At 63.0% G+C, this 17,548-nt stretch carries 15 protein-coding genes and 1 other RNA gene; 14 read left to right on the top strand and 2 right to left on the bottom strand.

The genetic code is table 11. The annotated features are described in order from the left end of the window. Positions 1–111: 111 nt before the first annotated feature. Positions 112–483, bottom strand: a complete 372-nt coding sequence (locus HB675_RS00870) for a YraN family protein (RefSeq protein WP_213875198.1) — start codon at positions 481–483, stop codon at positions 112–114. After that, complete coding sequence (locus HB675_RS00865) at positions 483–2,279, bottom strand: penicillin-binding protein activator (RefSeq protein WP_213875197.1); 1,797 nt, start codon at positions 2,277–2,279, stop codon at positions 483–485. Before HB675_RS00865 ends, HB675_RS00870 begins: the two co-directional genes overlap by 1 nt. Before the next feature lie 164 nt (positions 2,280–2,443). Between HB675_RS00865 and rsmI the strand changes: the two genes are divergently transcribed. The 14 genes from rsmI (at position 2,444) to HB675_RS00795 (ending at position 17,546) form a co-directional block, all read left to right on the top strand. Next, on the top strand, positions 2,444–3,313 hold the full coding sequence (rsmI, locus tag HB675_RS00860; RefSeq protein WP_213875196.1) for a 16S rRNA (cytidine(1402)-2'-O)-methyltransferase: 870 nt from the start codon (positions 2,444–2,446) through the stop codon (positions 3,311–3,313). Between the two features lie 172 nt (positions 3,314–3,485). Beyond that, positions 3,486–3,845: RNase P RNA component class A (gene rnpB, locus HB675_RS00855), an RNA gene on the top strand. A 308-nt stretch (positions 3,846–4,153) separates the two neighbouring features. Next, complete coding sequence (gene mraZ / locus HB675_RS00850) at positions 4,154–4,609, top strand: division/cell wall cluster transcriptional repressor MraZ (RefSeq protein WP_213875195.1); 456 nt, start codon at positions 4,154–4,156, stop codon at positions 4,607–4,609. A gap of 2 nt (positions 4,610–4,611) precedes the next feature. Beyond that, positions 4,612–5,553, top strand: coding sequence for a 16S rRNA (cytosine(1402)-N(4))-methyltransferase RsmH (rsmH, locus tag HB675_RS00845; RefSeq protein ID WP_213875691.1), 942 nt, complete (start codon positions 4,612–4,614; stop codon positions 5,551–5,553). Further along, entirely contained in the window at positions 5,550–5,843 is a 294-nt protein-coding gene (ftsL, locus tag HB675_RS00840; RefSeq protein WP_213875194.1) for a cell division protein FtsL, read from the top strand. Before rsmH ends, ftsL begins: the two co-directional genes overlap by 4 nt. Then, entirely contained in the window at positions 5,840–7,597 is a 1,758-nt protein-coding gene (locus HB675_RS00835; protein ID WP_256737440.1) for a penicillin-binding transpeptidase domain-containing protein, read from the top strand. Before ftsL ends, HB675_RS00835 begins: the two co-directional genes overlap by 4 nt. After that, positions 7,597–9,060, top strand: a complete 1,464-nt coding sequence (locus tag HB675_RS00830) for a UDP-N-acetylmuramoyl-L-alanyl-D-glutamate--2,6-diaminopimelate ligase (protein WP_213875193.1) — start codon at positions 7,597–7,599, stop codon at positions 9,058–9,060. Before HB675_RS00835 ends, HB675_RS00830 begins: the two co-directional genes overlap by 1 nt. Continuing rightward, positions 9,053–10,420 (top strand): UDP-N-acetylmuramoyl-tripeptide--D-alanyl-D-alanine ligase, encoded by a 1,368-nt coding sequence (gene murF / locus HB675_RS00825; RefSeq protein ID WP_213875192.1) that lies wholly within the window; start codon positions 9,053–9,055, stop codon positions 10,418–10,420. The genes HB675_RS00830 and murF overlap by 8 nt, the downstream gene beginning before the upstream one ends. After that, positions 10,420–11,502: a phospho-N-acetylmuramoyl-pentapeptide-transferase gene (mraY, locus tag HB675_RS00820; protein ID WP_213875191.1), complete on the top strand. Its 1,083-nt coding sequence runs from the start codon at positions 10,420–10,422 to the stop codon at positions 11,500–11,502. Before murF ends, mraY begins: the two co-directional genes overlap by 1 nt. A gap of 5 nt (positions 11,503–11,507) precedes the next feature. Then, positions 11,508–12,854 (top strand): UDP-N-acetylmuramoyl-L-alanine--D-glutamate ligase, encoded by a 1,347-nt coding sequence (gene murD / locus HB675_RS00815; protein WP_213875190.1) that lies wholly within the window; start codon positions 11,508–11,510, stop codon positions 12,852–12,854. Beyond that, positions 12,854–14,065, top strand: a complete 1,212-nt coding sequence (gene ftsW / locus HB675_RS00810; RefSeq protein ID WP_213875689.1) for a putative lipid II flippase FtsW — start codon at positions 12,854–12,856, stop codon at positions 14,063–14,065. Before murD ends, ftsW begins: the two co-directional genes overlap by 1 nt. After that, positions 14,055–15,125 carry an undecaprenyldiphospho-muramoylpentapeptide beta-N-acetylglucosaminyltransferase gene (murG, locus tag HB675_RS00805; RefSeq protein ID WP_213875189.1) on the top strand — a complete coding sequence of 357 codons (1,071 nt, stop codon included), beginning with the start codon at positions 14,055–14,057 and terminating at the stop codon, positions 15,123–15,125. The genes ftsW and murG overlap by 11 nt, the downstream gene beginning before the upstream one ends. Continuing rightward, positions 15,118–16,572, top strand: coding sequence for a UDP-N-acetylmuramate--L-alanine ligase (murC, locus tag HB675_RS00800; RefSeq protein ID WP_213875188.1), 1,455 nt, complete (start codon positions 15,118–15,120; stop codon positions 16,570–16,572). Before murG ends, murC begins: the two co-directional genes overlap by 8 nt. Then, positions 16,569–17,546 (top strand): D-alanine--D-alanine ligase, encoded by a 978-nt coding sequence (locus HB675_RS00795; protein ID WP_213875187.1) that lies wholly within the window; start codon positions 16,569–16,571, stop codon positions 17,544–17,546. The genes murC and HB675_RS00795 overlap by 4 nt, the downstream gene beginning before the upstream one ends. Positions 17,547–17,548: the final 2 nt, after the last annotated feature.

The raw sequence follows: 17,548 nt of genomic DNA, 5'->3' as shown, positions 1-17,548 counted from the left end.
GGCTGGTCGGGCAATGCCTGGGGGATTCCCGGCGTGTTCCCGGCACATGAATGTGCAGCCCGCAAAGCAAAAAGCAGAAAAAACCAGCGCCAAACCCGGTGGCTCGGCGCGTCAAGAATCAAAGGCATTGCTCAGCCATTGTACTTTATGGGTGGCATCGGCACTGCCTTCCAGGGCAATCACGTCGAAGCGGCAAGGTGAGGATTGCCAGTGGCTCTCGATCTGCAGAAACCACTGAGCTGCCTTGATCAGTCTCGCTTGCTTGCGCGCGTCGATGCTGCCCAGGGCTCCGCCCCATTTGGCGTGTAGCCTATAGCGAACTTCGACGAATACTACTGTATCGCCATCAAGCATGACCAGATCAAGCTCGCCCCCTTTGCTCAGCCAGTTGCGGTGCAATACCCGCAGGCCTTGAGCCTGCAGGTAGTCCAGCGCTTGTTGCTCGGCAGCCTGGCCGGCTGCGCGGGGCGAGCTGGGCCCCATCAGGGCGTGACGTCGGGCAAGGGTTTGATCTTGCCGCTGTCGAATTGTGCCCAGGGCAGTTGGCGATCGATGCGCTGGTTGCTGCCCAGCCCCAGGCTGCCGGAAACACCTGGAATGCGATTGTCCGGCAAGGCCTTGAGCTGCTGCAGGCGTGAGGCCAGGGTAAAGGCGTCGGCGCCCATGGCATACAAGCGGCCGAGGCTGCTGGCGGCCTGTGGCCATTGGCGGGTCACCTGCTGTTGCAGTGCACCGTTGGTGTCCAGCAACCAAGGTGTTTCACAGAACATGATGCCATTCATGTCGTTGTACTGCGCCTGATCACCGCTGGCGCTATAGACATTGGAGGTGGCATACACTGGCACGTCCCCGGCGTACTGGTAATTCAGGGTGGGCTTGATCTGCTGGGCCTGTTGCGGGGTCGAGGCAAGGAAGACGAAGTCGACGTCCTGGCGACGGCTTGGCTGGGCGCCTTGGCCGTTCTGCAGGCTGCTGCCGGACTGACCGTGGACCTGAAACAGGCGTTCGATCTGCTGGGCCAGCGCGACCGGCTGATCGACCCGCTCGGAGCCGAGCAGCGTCCCGCCATTGGCTTCCCAGTCCTGGCGGAAAGCGGCCAGAACGCGATCGCCCCATTCGCCCTTGGGCACCAATGCAACCGCGTTATGGCGGCCGTCGGCGCGGGCGCGGCGGGACACTTCACGGGCTTCGTCTTCGGCGGCCAGGCCAAACTGGAACAGCTGGGGTGGGCTGATCGGGTTGGTGTCGCTGTAGTTCAGTGCCAGGGTATTGATCGGCAGCTGTGCGCGAGCGGCCAGCTGCTTGACCAGCGGCTTCTCGAGGGGGCCGACCACCAGTTGCGCGCCGGACGCTTGCGCCTGGCGGTAGAAGTCGTCCAACGAGGTCAGGCGCGAGCTGTCGACGACCTCAATGGCCGGCGTTTTGCTCCCGGCCTGCTGTGCCTGGAATTCGCTGGCCATGAAGCCGTCACGCAAGGCGCGACCGACCCCGGCCAATTGGCCTTCCTGGGGCAGCAGCAAAATGATCTTGGTCAGCGGTTGGCTGGTCAGGGCCATGAGCTTGGTCAACGGTGCGGGCAGCTGCCGGGCCGCCGGGTGGTCCGGATGTTGGGCTTTCCATGCGTTGATTGCGCTTTGCTGCTGTTCCAGGGTCGGCGAGGACTTGACCGCCTGCGCCAGGCTCAGCCAGCCACCGAACTCGTCGTTGCCGGCGTTCTGCAGTTGATCGGCCGGCAGTGCCGAAACCAGGCTCCAGATGGCTTCCTGGTTGCTTGCGGCTTGTTCGCCACTGAGCATCGGCGCCACGAAAACCCGCCCGCGGGCTGCGGCCAGCAGTTGGCCGTCGGCTTCCAGGGCGCGAGCCTGGACCAGTTGCGTGCGAACCTGTTGATCCAGCGGCAGTTCACTCAGGCGCCCGAGGCTCGGATGGCTGAGGGCGGCAAGCGCGGCCTTGGGGTCGTTGCGGCCCAAGGCAAGCTCTGCCGACAGGGTGCTGGCATAGACTTGCGGGCCGGGTTTGAGCACGTCCAGATTGACTTGGGTCAGAATTTGCGCAGCCCGGGTCGGGTCATTCTGCTTGGCCGCCAGATCCGCCGCGTTGAGACGCAGCAGGGCGCTCTGCTCGGGCGACTTGTTGCTGTCGGCCTGCTGTATCAGCTGCTCGATGCTGGCGTCCGGCGTGCGGGGCAGTTCACCCAGGCTGGAAGAAGGCGAGCTGGCGCACGCGCCCAGCAGGGCCGCAATACAGAAAGCGGTGAACAGCCGCAGGCAAGCATTCATGTAGGTTTTCCTGACTCGGGCATAAAAAGACGGTCGATTGTACCCAAGCGGCGGCCGGGGTGCGACGTTGCAGGTGTGCAAGCCTTTACCTTTGGTTTCACGGGCGGTCATCAGGCCTCGGCAATCTGTACAATGGCGCTTTGGCTGAACAAAAGGTGTGTGCTGTGACTGCTTCAGGCGCTTCGAATTCCACCCCGGGGACACTTTATGTGGTGGCCACGCCCATCGGTAATCTCGACGACATGAGCGCCCGTGCCTTGAAAGTGCTTGGCGAGGTGGCACTGATCGCCGCGGAGGATACCCGCCATTCGATTCGCCTGCTGCAGCATTTCGGCATCGGTACACCGTTGGCGGCCTGTCACGAGCACAACGAGCGCGACGAGGGCGGTCGGTTTCTGACGCGCTTGCTGGCCGGTGACGACGTGGCACTGATCTCCGATGCGGGCACGCCGCTGATCTCCGACCCCGGTTATCACCTGGTGCGCCAGGTGCGCGCGGCCGGGATCGCCGTGGTACCAGTGCCGGGCCCTTGCGCGTTGATCGCCGCGCTGTCGGCGGCCGGGCTGCCTTCGGACCGGTTCATTTTCGAAGGCTTTCTACCGGCCAAGGCGGTGGGCCGGCGGGCGCGCCTGGAGCAGGTTCGTGAAGAGCCGCGCACCTTGATTTTCTATGAGGCCCCGCACCGTATTCTCGAATGCCTGCAGGATATGGAAGCGGTCTTTGGTGGCGAGCGTCCGGCGTTGCTGGCTCGCGAGTTGACCAAGACCTTCGAGACCCTCAAGGGCCTGCCGTTGTCCGAGTTGCGCGCTTTCGTTGAAAACGACAGCAACCAGCAGCGGGGTGAATGCGTCGTGCTGGTTTCGGGCTGGGTTGCGCCCGAAGCCGAGGATGCCGTCAGTGCCGAGGTGACGCGTATCCTTGACCTGCTGCTGGCGGAGATGCCGCTCAAGCGTGCGGCGGCTTTGGCAGCCGAGATTACCGGGGTGCGCAAGAACCTGTTGTACCAGGTGGCGCTGGAAAAACAGAAGATCTGATGCCGCTCCAGCTCTTGTGGAGTTCCGCTGGCTCGGGAAGGGCGTGCTGCAAGGTGTCAGGCTCCCGAGAAGGCTCGCACCTGCATGAAAGGGGAGGGCGGCCGATGGCTGGATCGCTGTCTGAGCAATAAAGCTTGTCCTCCCGCGCCCATGTCGTTAACCTGCGCGGCGGAGAGTCGATCGGACAGTCGCTGCCTTCTTTTGTTCCGCAGAAGAGGGGGGAGGAAAGTCCGGGCTCCATAGGGCGCAGTGCCAGGTAATGCCTGGGGGGCGTGAGCCTACGGAAAGTGCCACAGAAAATAACCGCCTAAGCGCGCAAGCGCCGGTAAGGGTGAAAAGGTGCGGTAAGAGCGCACCGCACGACTGGTAACAGTTCGTGGCTAGGCAAACCCCACTGGGAGCAAGACCAAATAGGGTTCCATATGGCGCGGCCCGCGTTGGAACCGGGTAGGTTGCTAAAGGTGTCCAGTGATGGCCATCGTAGACGAATGACTGTTCAAGACAGAACCCGGCTTACAGATCGACTCTCCACCTTTTTCCTCCCTGCTTGAATCGATAGCAGACCCCCCGATCCTAAGATCGAAAAAATCTTAAAGCTCACAAATTACTTTAACTGTGTAACATAGCTAATTGAACACAAACGGCTTTATGTCTCGTTTCCCCCTGTTAAATGCCCCCCTTGACCTCTTTCGTCTTCTAAATCTCCGATCTGTAAGGGTTTTCCCGTCGTGCGCGCCTTGACGGTGTGGTGGCCGCATTCCTATAGTGTGCGCGAGTGGAGGAAAGTGGCGTAAAGTGGGTTTTTAAGGCGGTTTTTGATGACTTCGGGGGAAGGCAGCTGTGTTTCGTGGAGCAAATCCGATCAGCCTTGATGCGAAGGGTCGGCTCGCCATGCCGAGCCGGTATCGTGACGAGCTCGATTCGAAGTGTTCCGGCCAGTTGATTATCACCGTCGATACCATTGACCCCTGCCTCTGTGTCTACCCGCTGGACGAGTGGGAAGTGATCGAAGCCAAGCTTCGAACCCTGCCGTCGCAGCACGAAAGCGTTCGTCGCCTGCAGCGTCTATTGATCGGTAATGCGGTCGATCTGGAGCTTGATGGCAGCGGACGCTTTCTTGTTCCTCCACGCCTGCGCGAGCACGCGAAGCTGGACAAGAAGGCCATGCTGGTCGGCCAGCTGAACAAGTTTCAACTGTGGGACGAAGACACCTGGAACGCTGTTGCGACAGCGGATCTGGCAGCTATTCAACAACCGGGTGCCATACCCGACGAACTGCGTGATTTGATTCTGTGACTATAAAAAGCGGCTTTAACCACATCACCGTGCTGCTCGACGAAGCCGTCGAGGCTCTGGACGTGCGCGCGGATGGCCGCTACCTCGACGGTACGTTCGGGCGCGGCGGCCACAGCCGCCTTATCTTGCAGGGCCTGGGCCCGGAGGGCCGATTGCTGGGGTTCGACAAGGACCCTCTGGCGATTGCCACCGGGCAAGCGCTGGCGGCCGAAGACGGCCGCTTTGTCATTGTGCAGCGCAGCTTTGCCGAGCTGGCCGATGAGGTCGCCGCGCGCGGCATGGCAGGCCAGGTCGACGGCATCCTGCTGGACCTGGGTGTTTCCTCGCCGCAGCTGGATGATGCCGAGCGCGGTTTCAGCTTCATGAATGACGGTCCTCTGGACATGCGCATGGACCCGACCCGCGGCGTCAGTGCTGCACAGTTCATCGCCACGGCGCCCGTGGAAGAAATCGCCCGGGTGTTCAAAGAGTACGGCGAAGAGCGTTTCGCCAAGCGCATGGCACGTGCTGTGGTCGAACGTCGGGAAACCCAGCCATTCGAGCGGACCGGCGACCTGGCCGAAGTCCTCAAGGTTGCCAACCCTGCCTGGGAGAAGGGCAAGAACCCAGCCACTCGGGCGTTTCAGGGTTTGCGCATTCACGTCAATAACGAATTGGGCGACCTTGAGGCCGGCCTTGATGCTGCCTTGGCTGCGCTGAAAGTGGGCGGTCGGCTCGTGGTCATCAGCTTCCACTCTCTGGAAGATCGCATCGTCAAGTTGTTCATGCGCAAGCTGGCCAAGGGCGAGGCAGACAACTTGCCGCGCAATCTGCCGGTGCGCTTCGAGGCATTCGAACCGTTCATCCGCATCCATGGCAAGGCGCAATTCGCCTCCGAAGCCGAACTCAAGGCCAATCCGCGCTCGCGCAGTGCTGTCATGCGTGTTGCGGAGAAACTCCGTTGAGCAAGGGTCACTTCAAGCCGTTGCCGGCCGGAAGCTTCCTGATGCTTCTGTTGTTCATTGCCGTACTCGTTTCGGCCATCGGGGTGGCCTACAGCGCTCACCTTGACCGCCAACTGGTCAATACGCTGTACACCGAACTCAACGAGCGCGACAAGGCGCAGGCCGAGTGGGGCCGGCTGATTCTCGAGCAAAGCACCTGGACCGCCCACAGCCGGATCGAGACCCTGGCTAGCGAGCAGCTGAAAATGCGCGTTCCCGACGCGGCCGAAATTCGTATGGTGGCGCCATGATGAAGCTTGAAGGCGCCCTGTACCCATGGCGATTCCGGGTCATGATCGGCTTGCTGTCGATCATGGTCGCGGCCATCAGCTGGCGCATCGTCGACCTGCAGGTCATCGACCGTGACTTCCTGATCGGCCAGGGCGATGCCCGGAGCATGCGCTACATTCCGATCCCGGCGCACCGTGGGGTCATCACCGACCGCAACGGCGAGCCTCTGGCCGTCAGCACGCCGGTGACCACGTTGTGGGCCAACCCCAAGGAAATGCAGCAGTCCAAGGACAAGTGGCCGGCCTTGGCAGCGGCCCTGGGCCAGGACCCCAAGTCCTTTACGGAGCGGCTTGAAGCATCGGCTACAAAGGAGTTCATCTACCTGGTCCGGGGCCTGACCCCGGAGCAGGGACAGTCGGTCCTGGATCTCAAGGTTCCTGGTGTCTACGGCATCGAGGAATTTCGTCGTTTCTACCCGGCCGGCGACGTGGCCGCGCACATGGTCGGCTTCACCGACCTGGACGACCACGGTCGCGAGGGCGTCGAGTTGGCCTATGACGAGTGGCTGGCCGGCGTGCCGGGTCGCCGTCAGGTGATCAAGGATCGCCGTGGCCAATTGATCAAGGACGTGCAGGTCACCAAGAATGCCAAGGCCGGGAAGACCCTGACCTTGTCCATCGACCTGCGCCTGCAATACCTGGCCACTCGCGAGCTGCGTAACGCCATCACCGAGCAGGACGCCAAGGCCGGCAGCCTGGTGATCCTGGACGTCAAGACCGGTGAAGTGCTGGCCATGGTCAACATGCCCACCTATAACCCCAACAACCGTCGCACCATGGTGCCGGCGGCCATGCGTAACCGGGCAATCATCGACGTGTTCGAGCCGGGTTCGACCATGAAGCCCATCTCCATGAGTGCCGCGCTGGAAAGCGGGCGCTGGAAGCCGACCGACAAGGTCTCGGTGTACCCAGGCACCCTGAAGATCGGTCGCTACACCATCAAGGACGTGACCCGGACCGAAGGCCCGATTCTCGACCTCACCGGCATCCTGATCAATTCCAGTAACGTGGGGATGAGCAAGGTAGCCTTCGACATCGGCGGTGAAGCGGTCTTTCGCGCCATGTCGGCGGTCGGTCTGGGCCAGTACACCGGTCTGGGCTTCCCGGGCGAGCGTGTGGGCGACCTGCCCAACCACCGCGAGTGGCACCCGGCCGAAACGGCCACGCTTTCCTATGGCTACGGCCTGTCGGTAACCGCCCTGCAGCTGGTTCACGCCTACTCGGCGATCGCCAACAACGGCAAGCTGGAACCCTTGACCATCCTCAAGACCGACAAGGCGCCCGCCGCGACCCAGGTCATGCCGGAAAATATCGCCAAGACCCTGCAGGGCATGATGCAGCAGGTGATCGAGGATCCCCGCGGCGTGTACCGCGCACGTGTGCCTGGCTATCATGTGGCCGGCAAGTCGGGTACCGCGCGCAAAGCCACCATCGGTTCCAAGGGCTACACCGAGAACGCCTACCGTTCGCTGTTCGCCGGCTTCGGGCCAATGAGCAATCCGCGTTATGCCGTGGTGGTGGTCATTGATGAACCGCGCAAAGCTGGCTACTTCGGTGGTCTGGTATCGGCACCGGTGTTCAGCAAGGTGATGTCGGGCACGCTGCGTTTGATGAACGTGACGCCGGACAACCTGCCGTCTACCCCGCAACAACAGGCCAACGCGACGCCGGCGCCTGCTGCCGTGCCCGTGCTCAACAAGGGAGGACGGGGTTGATGTCCATGCCTCTGAACAAGCTGTTCCCTCAGGCCGGCCACGACCCGCTGATCCGCGAGTTGAGCCTGGACAGCCGTACCGTTCGCGCCGGCGATCTGTTTCTCGCGGTGCCGGGTGCCCTGGTGGATGGTCGCGCGCACATCGCCGATGCCTTGCAACGCGGTGCGGCAGCCGTGGCCTACGAAGTCGAAGGCTCCACTGTACTGCCGTTCACCGGTGTGCCCTTGATCCCGGTCAAAGGTCTGGCGGCGCAGTTATCGGACATCGCCGGACGTTTCTATGGCGAGCCCAGTCGCATGCTGGATCTGGTGGGTGTCACCGGCACCAACGGCAAGACCAGCGTGACCCAGTTACTGGCCCAGGCGCTGGACCAGTTGGGACGTCATTGCGGCCTGATCGGCACGTTGGGCTGCGGTTTTCATGGCGCCTTGCAGAGCGGTCGCCTGACCACGCCTGACCCGGTGGCCGTGCAAGCCACCCTGAACGATCTGAAAAAAGCCGGGGCGAAGGCCGTCGCCATGGAAGTGTCTTCCCATGCCTTGCATCAGGGCCGGGTCGCGGCACTGGCGTTCGACATCGCAGTGCTGACCAACCTGTCCCGGGATCACCTGGATTACCACGGTGACATGCAGGCTTACGCCGAGGCCAAGGCGCGGCTGTTCGCCTGGCCCAGCGTGAAAACCCAGGTGTTGAATCTGGACGACGACTTCGGCCAGCAGCTGGCTTGCGACGCCGTCGGCAGCCGTGTCATCAGCTACAGCCTGGAAAATCCGGCCGCCACCCTCTATTGCCGTGACGCCCAGTTCAGCGACGCGGGTGTGCGCGCGATTCTGGTCACCGCCCAGGGCGAGCACAGTCTGGTGAGCCGCTTGCTGGGTCGGTTCAACCTGAGCAACATGCTGGCGGTGGTCGGTACCTTGCTGGCCATGGAGTATCCGCTGGATGACATCCTCAAGGTCCTGCCCGGCCTTCACGGCCCCGCCGGACGCATCCAGCAACTGGGCGGCGGCGCGCTGCCCCTGGTGGTTGTGGATTACGCACACACTCCTGACGCCTTGGAAAAGGTCCTGCAAACCCTGCGCCCCCACGCCCAAGGCCATCTGGCTTGCCTGTTTGGCTGCGGAGGCGACCGTGATCGCGGCAAGCGCCCGCTGATGGCCGAAGTGGCCGAGCGCCTGGCCGACCGCGTCGTGGTGACCGATGACAATCCACGCGGTGAAACGCCGGAAGCGATTTTTGCCGACATCCGCCCGGGCTTTACCCAGGCAGGTTCGGTGCAGTTCGTCGCCGGTCGCGGCGCTGCCATTGCCCAGTTGATCGCTTCGGCATCGGCCAGGGATGTCATCGTCCTGGCGGGCAAGGGGCACGAGGACTATCAGGAAATCAACGGTGTTCGCCAGCCGTTCTCCGATCTGCACGAGGCCGAAAAGGCCCTGGCCATCTGGGAGGTGGAACATGCTTGAAGCCTTGTCCTTGAATTATCTGCGTTTGCCCCTTGAAGGCCGTCTGGTAGGCGATGACTGCAGCTTTCACAGCGTCAGCATCGACAGCCGCGCCATTGAGCCGGGTCAACTGTTCATTGCCTTGGCCGGGCCGAAATTCGACGGCCATGATTACCTGGAACAGGTCGCTGCCAAAGGTGCGGTCGCCGCACTGGTCCAGCGTGAAGTGCCAGGTGCGCCCTTGCCACAACTGGTGGTGGCCGATACCCGTCTGGCCCTCGGTCAACTGGGCGCGCTCAACCGCGCCGCGTTCACCCATAAAGTGGCTGCGATCACCGGCTCCAGCGGGAAGACCACGGTCAAGGAAATGCTCGCGTCAATTTTGCGCACGGTCGGTCCCGTGCTGGCGACCCGTGGCAACCTGAACAACGATTTTGGCGCGCCGCTGACCTTGCTCGAACTGGCCCCCGAACACACTGCCGCGGTGATCGAGCTGGGCGCTTCGCGCATTGGCGAGATTGCCTACACCGTGGGGCTGACCCAGCCCCACGTGGTGGTGATCAACAACGCGGGAACCGCTCATGTCGGCGAGTTTGGCGGCCCGGACAAGATCGTCGAAGCCAAGGGCGAGATTCTCGAAGGCCTGCAAGCGAGCGGCACAGCCGTGCTCAATCTTGACGACAAGGCGTTTGCCCGTTGGCAAGCGCGGGCGGGCGAGCATGCTGTCCTGACGTTTGCCCTGGAAAACACCGAGGCCGACTTCCACGCGACCGACCTGTCCCTCGATCCGCGCGGCTGCTGTGGTTTCACCCTGCACGGGCCGGATGGATCGGCACCGGTGCAACTGAACCTGCTGGGCGTGCACAACGTGCGCAACGCGCTGGCCGCCGCAGCCTGCGCCCATGCCATGGGCGTGTCGCTGCCAGGCATCGTCGCCGGGCTTGATGGCGTCCAGCCGGTCAAGGGGCGCACCGTTGCCCAGTTGGCCCGTAACGGGGTGCGGGTGATCGACGACAGTTACAACGCAAACCCCACCTCGGTGTGTGCGGCGATTGATATACTGGCCGGCTTTTCCGGTCGCACCGTCCTGGTGCTCGGGGATATTGGCGAACTGGGCGACTGGGCCGAACAAGGCCACCGCGATGTCGGCGAATACGCGGTGGGCCGAGTGTCGGCGCTTTACGCCACCGGGCCTTTGATGGCCCATGCGGTCAAGGCCTTCGGTGGCCAAGGCCGGCATTTCACCACGCAAGCAGAACTGATCGCGGCGCTGGCCGCCGAGCAGGGCTCCACTACAACAATTTTGATCAAGGGTTCGCGTAGCGCGGCGATGGAAAACGTCGTGGCTGCCGTGTGCGGATCTGGCGGGGAGAAACATTAATGCTGCTGCTGCTGGCGGAGTATCTGCAACAGTTCTACAAAGGCTTCGCAGTCTTTCAATACCTGACCCTGCGCGGGATTCTGGGTGTGTTGACCGCGCTGTCGCTGGCCCTTTGGTTGGGCCCATGGTTTATCCGCACCTTGCAGATTCGTCAGATTGGCCAGGCCGTGCGCAATGATGGCCCGGAGTCCCACCTGAAAAAGTCCGGCACCCCGACCATGGGCGGTGCACTGATTTTGTCGGCCATTACCATCAGTACGCTGCTGTGGGCCGACTTGTCCAACCGCTACGTTTGGGTGGTCATGCTGGTCACCCTGTTGTTCGGCGCCATTGGCTGGGTCGATGACTACCGTAAAGTCATCGAGAAGAACTCACGCGGCCTGCCGAGCCGCTGGAAATATTTCTGGCAATCGGTGTTTGGCCTGGGCGCAGCGCTGTTCCTTTATCACACCGCGCCGTCGGCCGTGGAAACCACGCTGATCATCCCGATGTTCAAGGATGCCAGCATCCCGTTGGGCGTGTTTTTCGTGGTGTTGACCTATTTCGTGATTGTCGGCTCCAGCAACGCTGTCAACCTGACCGATGGCCTTGATGGCCTGGCCATCCTGCCCACCGTGCTGGTGGGCGGCGCGCTGGGGATTTTTTGCTATCTGTCCGGCAACGTCAAATTCGCCGATTACCTGTTGATTCCCTATGTACCCGGGGCCGGCGAGTTGATCGTATTCTGCGGCGCGCTGATCGGTGCCGGCCTGGGTTTTCTGTGGTTCAACACCTACCCGGCACAGGTCTTCATGGGCGACGTCGGCGCACTGGCGCTGGGCGCGGCACTGGGCACTATTGCGGTGATCGTTCGCCAGGAAATCGTCCTGTTCATCATGGGCGGCATTTTCGTGGTCGAGACCCTTTCGGTAGTCATTCAAGTGGCGTCCTTCAAGTTAACCGGTCGCCGGGTGTTCCGCATGGCGCCCATTCACCACCATTTTGAACTCAAAGGTTGGCCTGAGCCGCGGGTCATCGTCCGTTTCTGGATCATCACCGTGATTCTGGTGCTGGTCGGCCTTGCCACGCTGAAGCTGAGGTAGAACGAGTGTCTCTTATTGCTTCTGACCACTTCCGCATCATTGTCGGCCTCGGCAAGAGCGGTATGTCCCTGGTGCGCTTCCTGGCGCGCCGGGGCGTGGCTTTTGCTGTGGCTGACACTCGGCCGAATCCGCCCGAACTGGCGACCCTGCAACGTGACTTCCCACAGGTGGAAGTGCGTTGCGGCGAGCTGGACGTGGAATTTCTCTGCCGCGCCGACGAACTGTATGTCAGCCCAGGTCTGGCCTTGGCCACTCCGGCATTGCAGCAAGCGGCGGCACGGGGCGTGAAGATGTCCGGTGATGTCGATCTGTTCGCCCGCCACGCCAAGGCGCCCATCGTGGCGATCACCGGCTCCAACGCGAAAAGCACGGTGACCACCCTGGTCGGCCAGATGGCCGCCGCAGCGGGCAAGCGCGTCGCCGTGGGTGGCAATCTAGGCGAGCCAGCCTTGGACCTGTTGAGTGACGACGTCGAGCTATACGTGGTGGAGCTGTCGAGCTTTCAACTGGAAACCACCGATGCGCTCAACGCCGAAGTGGCCACCGTGCTGAACGTCAGTGAAGACCACATGGATCGCTACAGTGGCCTGCCGGCCTATCACCTGGCCAAGCACCGGATTTTTCGCGGTGCGCGGCAGGTGGTCTACAACCGCCATGACGCCCTCAGCCGTCCCTTGTGGGGCGAAGGCTTGCCGTTCTGGACCTTTGGCCTGAACAAACCTGACTTCAAGGGCTTCGGCCTGCGCGAAGAAAATGGCGAGAAATACCTGGCGTTCGAGTTCCAGGATCTGATGCCCGTGCGCGAGCTGAAGATCCGGGGCGCCCATAACCAGGCCAATGCCCTGGCAGCGTTGGCCTTGGGCCATGCCGTCGGTCTGCCGTTCGAGCCGATGCTGGCGACCTTGCGCACGTTCGCTGGGCTCAAGCACCGCTGCCAGTGGCTGCGGGAAATCAACGGCACGAGCTGGTACGACGATTCCAAGGCCACCAACGTCGGTGCGGCCCTGGCGGCCATCGAAGGCCTGGGCGCCGACATCGCTGGCAAGCTGGTGCTGGTGGCTGGCGGTGACGGCAAGGGCGCGGATTTCAGTGGCCTGCGCGGGCCCATTGCCGTCCATTGCCGGGCCGTCGTGCTGCTGGGCCGCGACGCCGAGCTCATCGCCGCCATCGTCGGCGACAGCGTGCAGCAGGTCAGAGTGAGCACCCTCGATGAAGCCGTGGCCCGTTGCGCCGAGCTGGCTCAGCCGGGCGATGCCGTCTTGCTGTCGCCGGCCTGCGCGAGCCTCGACATGTTCAAGAATTACGAAGAGCGTGGGCGCCTGTTCGCCCAGGCCGTGGAGGCTCTGTCATGATTTTGGGCGTGATCAAGCCTTACCCGTCGCCGCTGATCAGCGGGCGCGGGATCGATGTGGATTTCCCGATGCTGGCCGGCTGTCTGGCACTGCTCGGCCTGGGCCTCGTGATGATCACCTCGGCGTCGTCCGAAGTGGCTGCAGCCCAGTCCGGCAACTCGCTGTACATGATGACCCGTCACCTGATCTACCTGGTGCTGGGCATCGGCGCCTGTGGCGTGACCCTGATGATTCCGGTGGCCACCTGGCAGCGCCTGGGCTGGTGGATGCTGATGGGGGCCTTCGGCCTGTTGGTGGCGGTGCTGGTGCCGGGGGTGGGCCGCGAGGTCAACGGCTCGATGCGCTGGATCGGCTTCAGCTTCTTCAACGTGCAGCCCTCGGAAATCGCCAAGGTGTTCGTGGTGATCTTTCTGGCTGGCTATCTGATTCGTCGGCAGACCGAGGTGCGCGAAACCTGGATGGGCTTCTTCAAGCCGTTTGTGGTGTTGCTCCCCATGGCCTTCCTGCTGCTGATGGAGCCGGACTTCGGCGCCACCGTGGTGATGATGGGCGCGGCGGCTGCCATGCTGTTCCTTGGCGGCGTCGGGCTGTTCCGTTTCGGCTTGATGGTGGTGCTGGCGGTTGGCGCCGTGTTCCTGCTGGTTCAAGCCCAGCCCTACCGGATGGCGCGCTTGATCACCTTTACCGACCCCTGGGCAGACCAGTTCGGTTCCGGCTACCAGTTGACCCAGGCGTTGATCGCCTTCGGTCGCGGCCAGTGGCTGGGCGTGGGGCTGGGCAACAGCGTGCAGAAACAGTTCTACCTGCCGGAAGCGCACACCGACTTCGTGTTCTCGGTACTGGCTGAAGAGCTGGGCGTGGTCGGTTCGCTGTGCACGGTAGCGCTGTTCGTGTTTGTCTGTATTCGCGGCATGTACATCGGCCTGTGGGCAGAGAAGGCCAAGCAATTCTTTGCCGCCTACGTCGCCTACGGTTTGTCGTTTCTGTGGATTGGTCAATTTCTGATCAATATCGGCGTTAACGTCGGGCTGTTGCCGACCAAGGGACTGACGTTGCCATTCCTCAGCTATGGCGGTAGCTCGCTGGTGATCTGCTGCGCCTGTCTGGGCCTGCTGCTGCGCATCGAGTGGGAAAGCCGCGCCGCGCTGGGCAGTGAAGAAGCAGACTTCAAAGAGAGCGATTTCGCCGAGGAGGCTCCCCGTGGCAGGTAATGTCCTGATCATGGCGGGCGGTACCGGCGGCCACGTGTTTCCGGCGCTGGCCTGTGCCCGCGAGTTCCAGGCGCGAGGCTTCAGCGTGCATTGGCTGGGAACCCCCCGTGGCATCGAGAACGAGCTGGTACCGGGCGCGGGCCTGCCCCTGCACCTGATCAACGTCACCGGTGTGCGCGGCAAGAGCAAACTGTCGCTGCTCAAGGCGCCGTTCGTGATCCTCAAGGCGGTGTGGCAGGCGCGGCATATCATCCGTCAGCTCAAGCCGGTCTGCGTCGTCGGTTTCGGTGGTTACGTGACCGGCCCCGGCGGTCTGGCGGCGCGCCTGTCCGGCGTGCCAGTGATCGTCCACGAGCAGAATGCCATCGCTGGTACCGCCAATCGGTTGCTGGTGCCGTTCGCCAGCCGGGTCTGCGAAGCTTTCCCCGACACCTTCGGCCCTTCGGCCAAGCGCCGTACCACCGGCAACCCGGTGCGCAGCGAACTGTTCCTGGAAACGCCGCGTCAGGCTCGCGCCGGGCGCAAGTCGCGGCTGCTGGTGCTGGGCGGCAGCCTCGGTGCCGAGCCGCTGAACAAGCTCTTGCCGCAAGCCTTGGTGCAGGTGCCCGAAGAGTGGCGCCCCGAGGTGTTTCATCAGGCCGGCAAGTTGCATGACGAGATCACCGCACAGCGTTATCGCGACGTGGGGATCGAGGCGCAGGTGGCGCCTTTCATCAAGGACATGGCCCAGGCCTACGGCTGGGCCGACCTGGTGGTCTGCCGCGCAGGCGCTCTGACCGTCAGCGAGCTGGCAGCCGCCGGTCTGCCGTCCTTGCTGGTGCCGTTGCCCCACGCCATCGACGATCACCAGACCCATAACGCCGATTATCTGGCCCGTGAAGGCGCTGCCTTCCTGATGCCACAAGCAACAACGGGAGCGGCGCAACTCGCCGATCGCCTGAAAGAGGTTTTGATGCAACCCGAGAAACTCGACTCCATGGCGAGCACCGCACGCCGCCTGGCCAAACCCGACGCCACCCGCAGTGTGGTCGAAGTCTGCCTGGAGGTGGCCCATGGTTGAAAATCAGCGCGCCATGCCACAGCCGGAAATGCGCCGCATCCGTCACATCCATTTTGTCGGCATCGGCGGCGTGGGCATGTGCGGCATTGCCGAAGTGCTGCTGAACCTCGGCTATCAAGTCTCGGGCTCCGACCTCAAGGCGTCGCCGGTGACCGAGCGCCTGCAAAGCTTCGGCGCGGAAATATTCATCGGCCACCGCGCCGAGAACGCTGCGCGTGCCGACGTGCTGGTGGTTTCCAGTGCGGTGAATACCTCCAACCCGGAAGTGGCGACCGCCCTGGAGCGTCGCATTCCCGTGGTGCCGCGCGCCGAAATGCTCGCCGAGCTCATGCGCTATCGCCACGGCATCGCGGTGGCCGGAACCCACGGCAAGACCACCACCACAAGCCTGATCGCCTCGGTGTTCGCCGCCGGTGGCCTGGACCCGACGTTCGTCATTGGCGGTCGCCTCAATGCAGCGGGCACCAATGCCCAGTTGGGCACCAGCCGCTACCTGATTGCCGAAGCCGATGAAAGCGACGCCAGCTTCCTGCACCTGCAGCCGCTGGTGGCCGTGGTCACCAATATCGACGCCGACCACATGGCGACCTACGAAGGTGACTTCAACAAGCTGAAGAAGACCTTTGTCGAGTTTCTCCACAACCTGCCGTTCTACGGGCTGGCAGTGGTGTGTCTGGACGACCCGGTGGTGCGCGAAATCCTGCCGCAGATCGCCCGTCCGACCCTGACCTACGGTTTCAGCGAAAACGCCGACGTGCGTGCCATCAACATTCGCCAGCAGGGCATGCGCACCTGGTTCACCGTGCTGCGTCGTGATCGCGAGCCGCTGGATGTATCGGTGAACATGCCTGGCAACCACAACGTGCTCAATGCACTGGCCACCATTGCCATCGCCACCGATGAAGGCATCGACGACGAAGGCATCGTGCAAGGCCTCTCGGGTTTTGAAGGCGTCGGTCGGCGCTTTCAGGTCTACGGCGAGTTACCGGTCGAGAACGGCCACGTGATGCTGGTGGACGACTACGGCCACCATCCGACCGAAGTGGCGGCGGTGATCAAGGCTGTGCGCGGCGGCTGGCCGGAGCGCCGGCTGGTGATGGTCTATCAGCCACATCGGTTCACTCGCACCCGTGACCTGTACGACGATTTCGTCCAGGTGCTGGCCGACGCCAATGTCCTGCTGCTGATGGAGGTCTATCCCGCAGGCGAGGAACCCATTCCCGGCGCCGACAGCCGGCAGCTGGCGCGCAGCATCCGCCAGCGCGGGCAGGTCGATCCGATCTACATCGAGCGTGGGGTCGACCTCGCGCCGCTGGTCAGGCCGCTGCTGCGTGCCGGTGACATCCTGCTTTGCCAGGGCGCCGGTGACATCGGCGGGCTGGCACCACAACTATTGAAAAGTCCGTTATTCGCCGGCGCCGTGCCTGCCGGGGGGAAGTCGAAATGACTGTAAGCACTGAATCTGCGGGCCACAGTTACGCCTCGCTGTTTTCCACTGTTGCGCCGGCCACGTTCGGCCGCGTGGCAGTTCTGTACGGCGGCAAGAGCGCCGAGCGCGAAGTCTCGCTGAACTCCGGCCGCGCCTGCCTGCAAGCCTTGCAGGACGGTGGCGTGGACGCCTTCGGCATCGACGTGGGGGATGACTTGCTGCAGGTTTTGCTGGCCGAAAAGATCGACCGCGCCTTTATCGTGCTGCATGGCCGTGGCGGTGAAGACGGCAGCATGCAGGGTCTGCTCGAATGCCTGGGCATTCCGTACACCGGCAGCGGCATCCTCGCGTCGGCCCTGGCCATGGACAAGCTGCGCACCAAGCAAGTGTGGAAAAGCCTGGGCATTCCCACCCCGGCGCATGCGGTTCTGGCCAGCGAGGACGATTGTATTTTGGCCAGCAGGGAACTGGGCTTCCCTTTGATCGTCAAACCGGCCCATGAAGGTTCAAGTATCGGTATGGCCAAGGTGACCAGCGTCGACGAGCTGGTGGTTGCCTGGAAAGAGGCCAGCACCTACGACTCGCAAGTGCTGGTCGAGCAGTGGATTCAAGGTCCGGAGTTTACCGTGGCGACCCTGCGCGGCCAGATGTTGCCGCCGATCGCTCTGGGCACCCCGCACACGTTCTACGACTACGACGCCAAGTACATCGCCAACGACACCCAATACCGTATCCCCTGCGGCCTCGATGCAGCGCGCGAAAGCGAGCTCGTCGATGTGTGCGCCCGCGCCTGCGAAGCCATCGGCATCGCCGGCTGGGGCCGGGTGGACATCATGCAGGACGAGCAGGGCCGGTTCTGGCTGCTCGAAGTCAACACGGCCCCAGGCATGACCGATCACAGCCTGGTCCCCATGGCGGCCCGTGCCGCCGGTCTCGACTTCCAGCAGTTGGTGCTGGCGATCCTGGCTGCCAGTCTTGAGGCGCGAGGTTAAAC

Origin of the sequence: Pseudomonas sp. dw_358 (assembly GCF_018449655.1) — a bacterium.
In the GTDB taxonomy this organism is placed as follows: Bacteria; Pseudomonadota; Gammaproteobacteria; order Pseudomonadales; family Pseudomonadaceae; genus Aquipseudomonas.
Note: the sequence above shows the minus strand (reverse complement) of the source record. Positions and strands in the feature narration are given on the sequence as shown.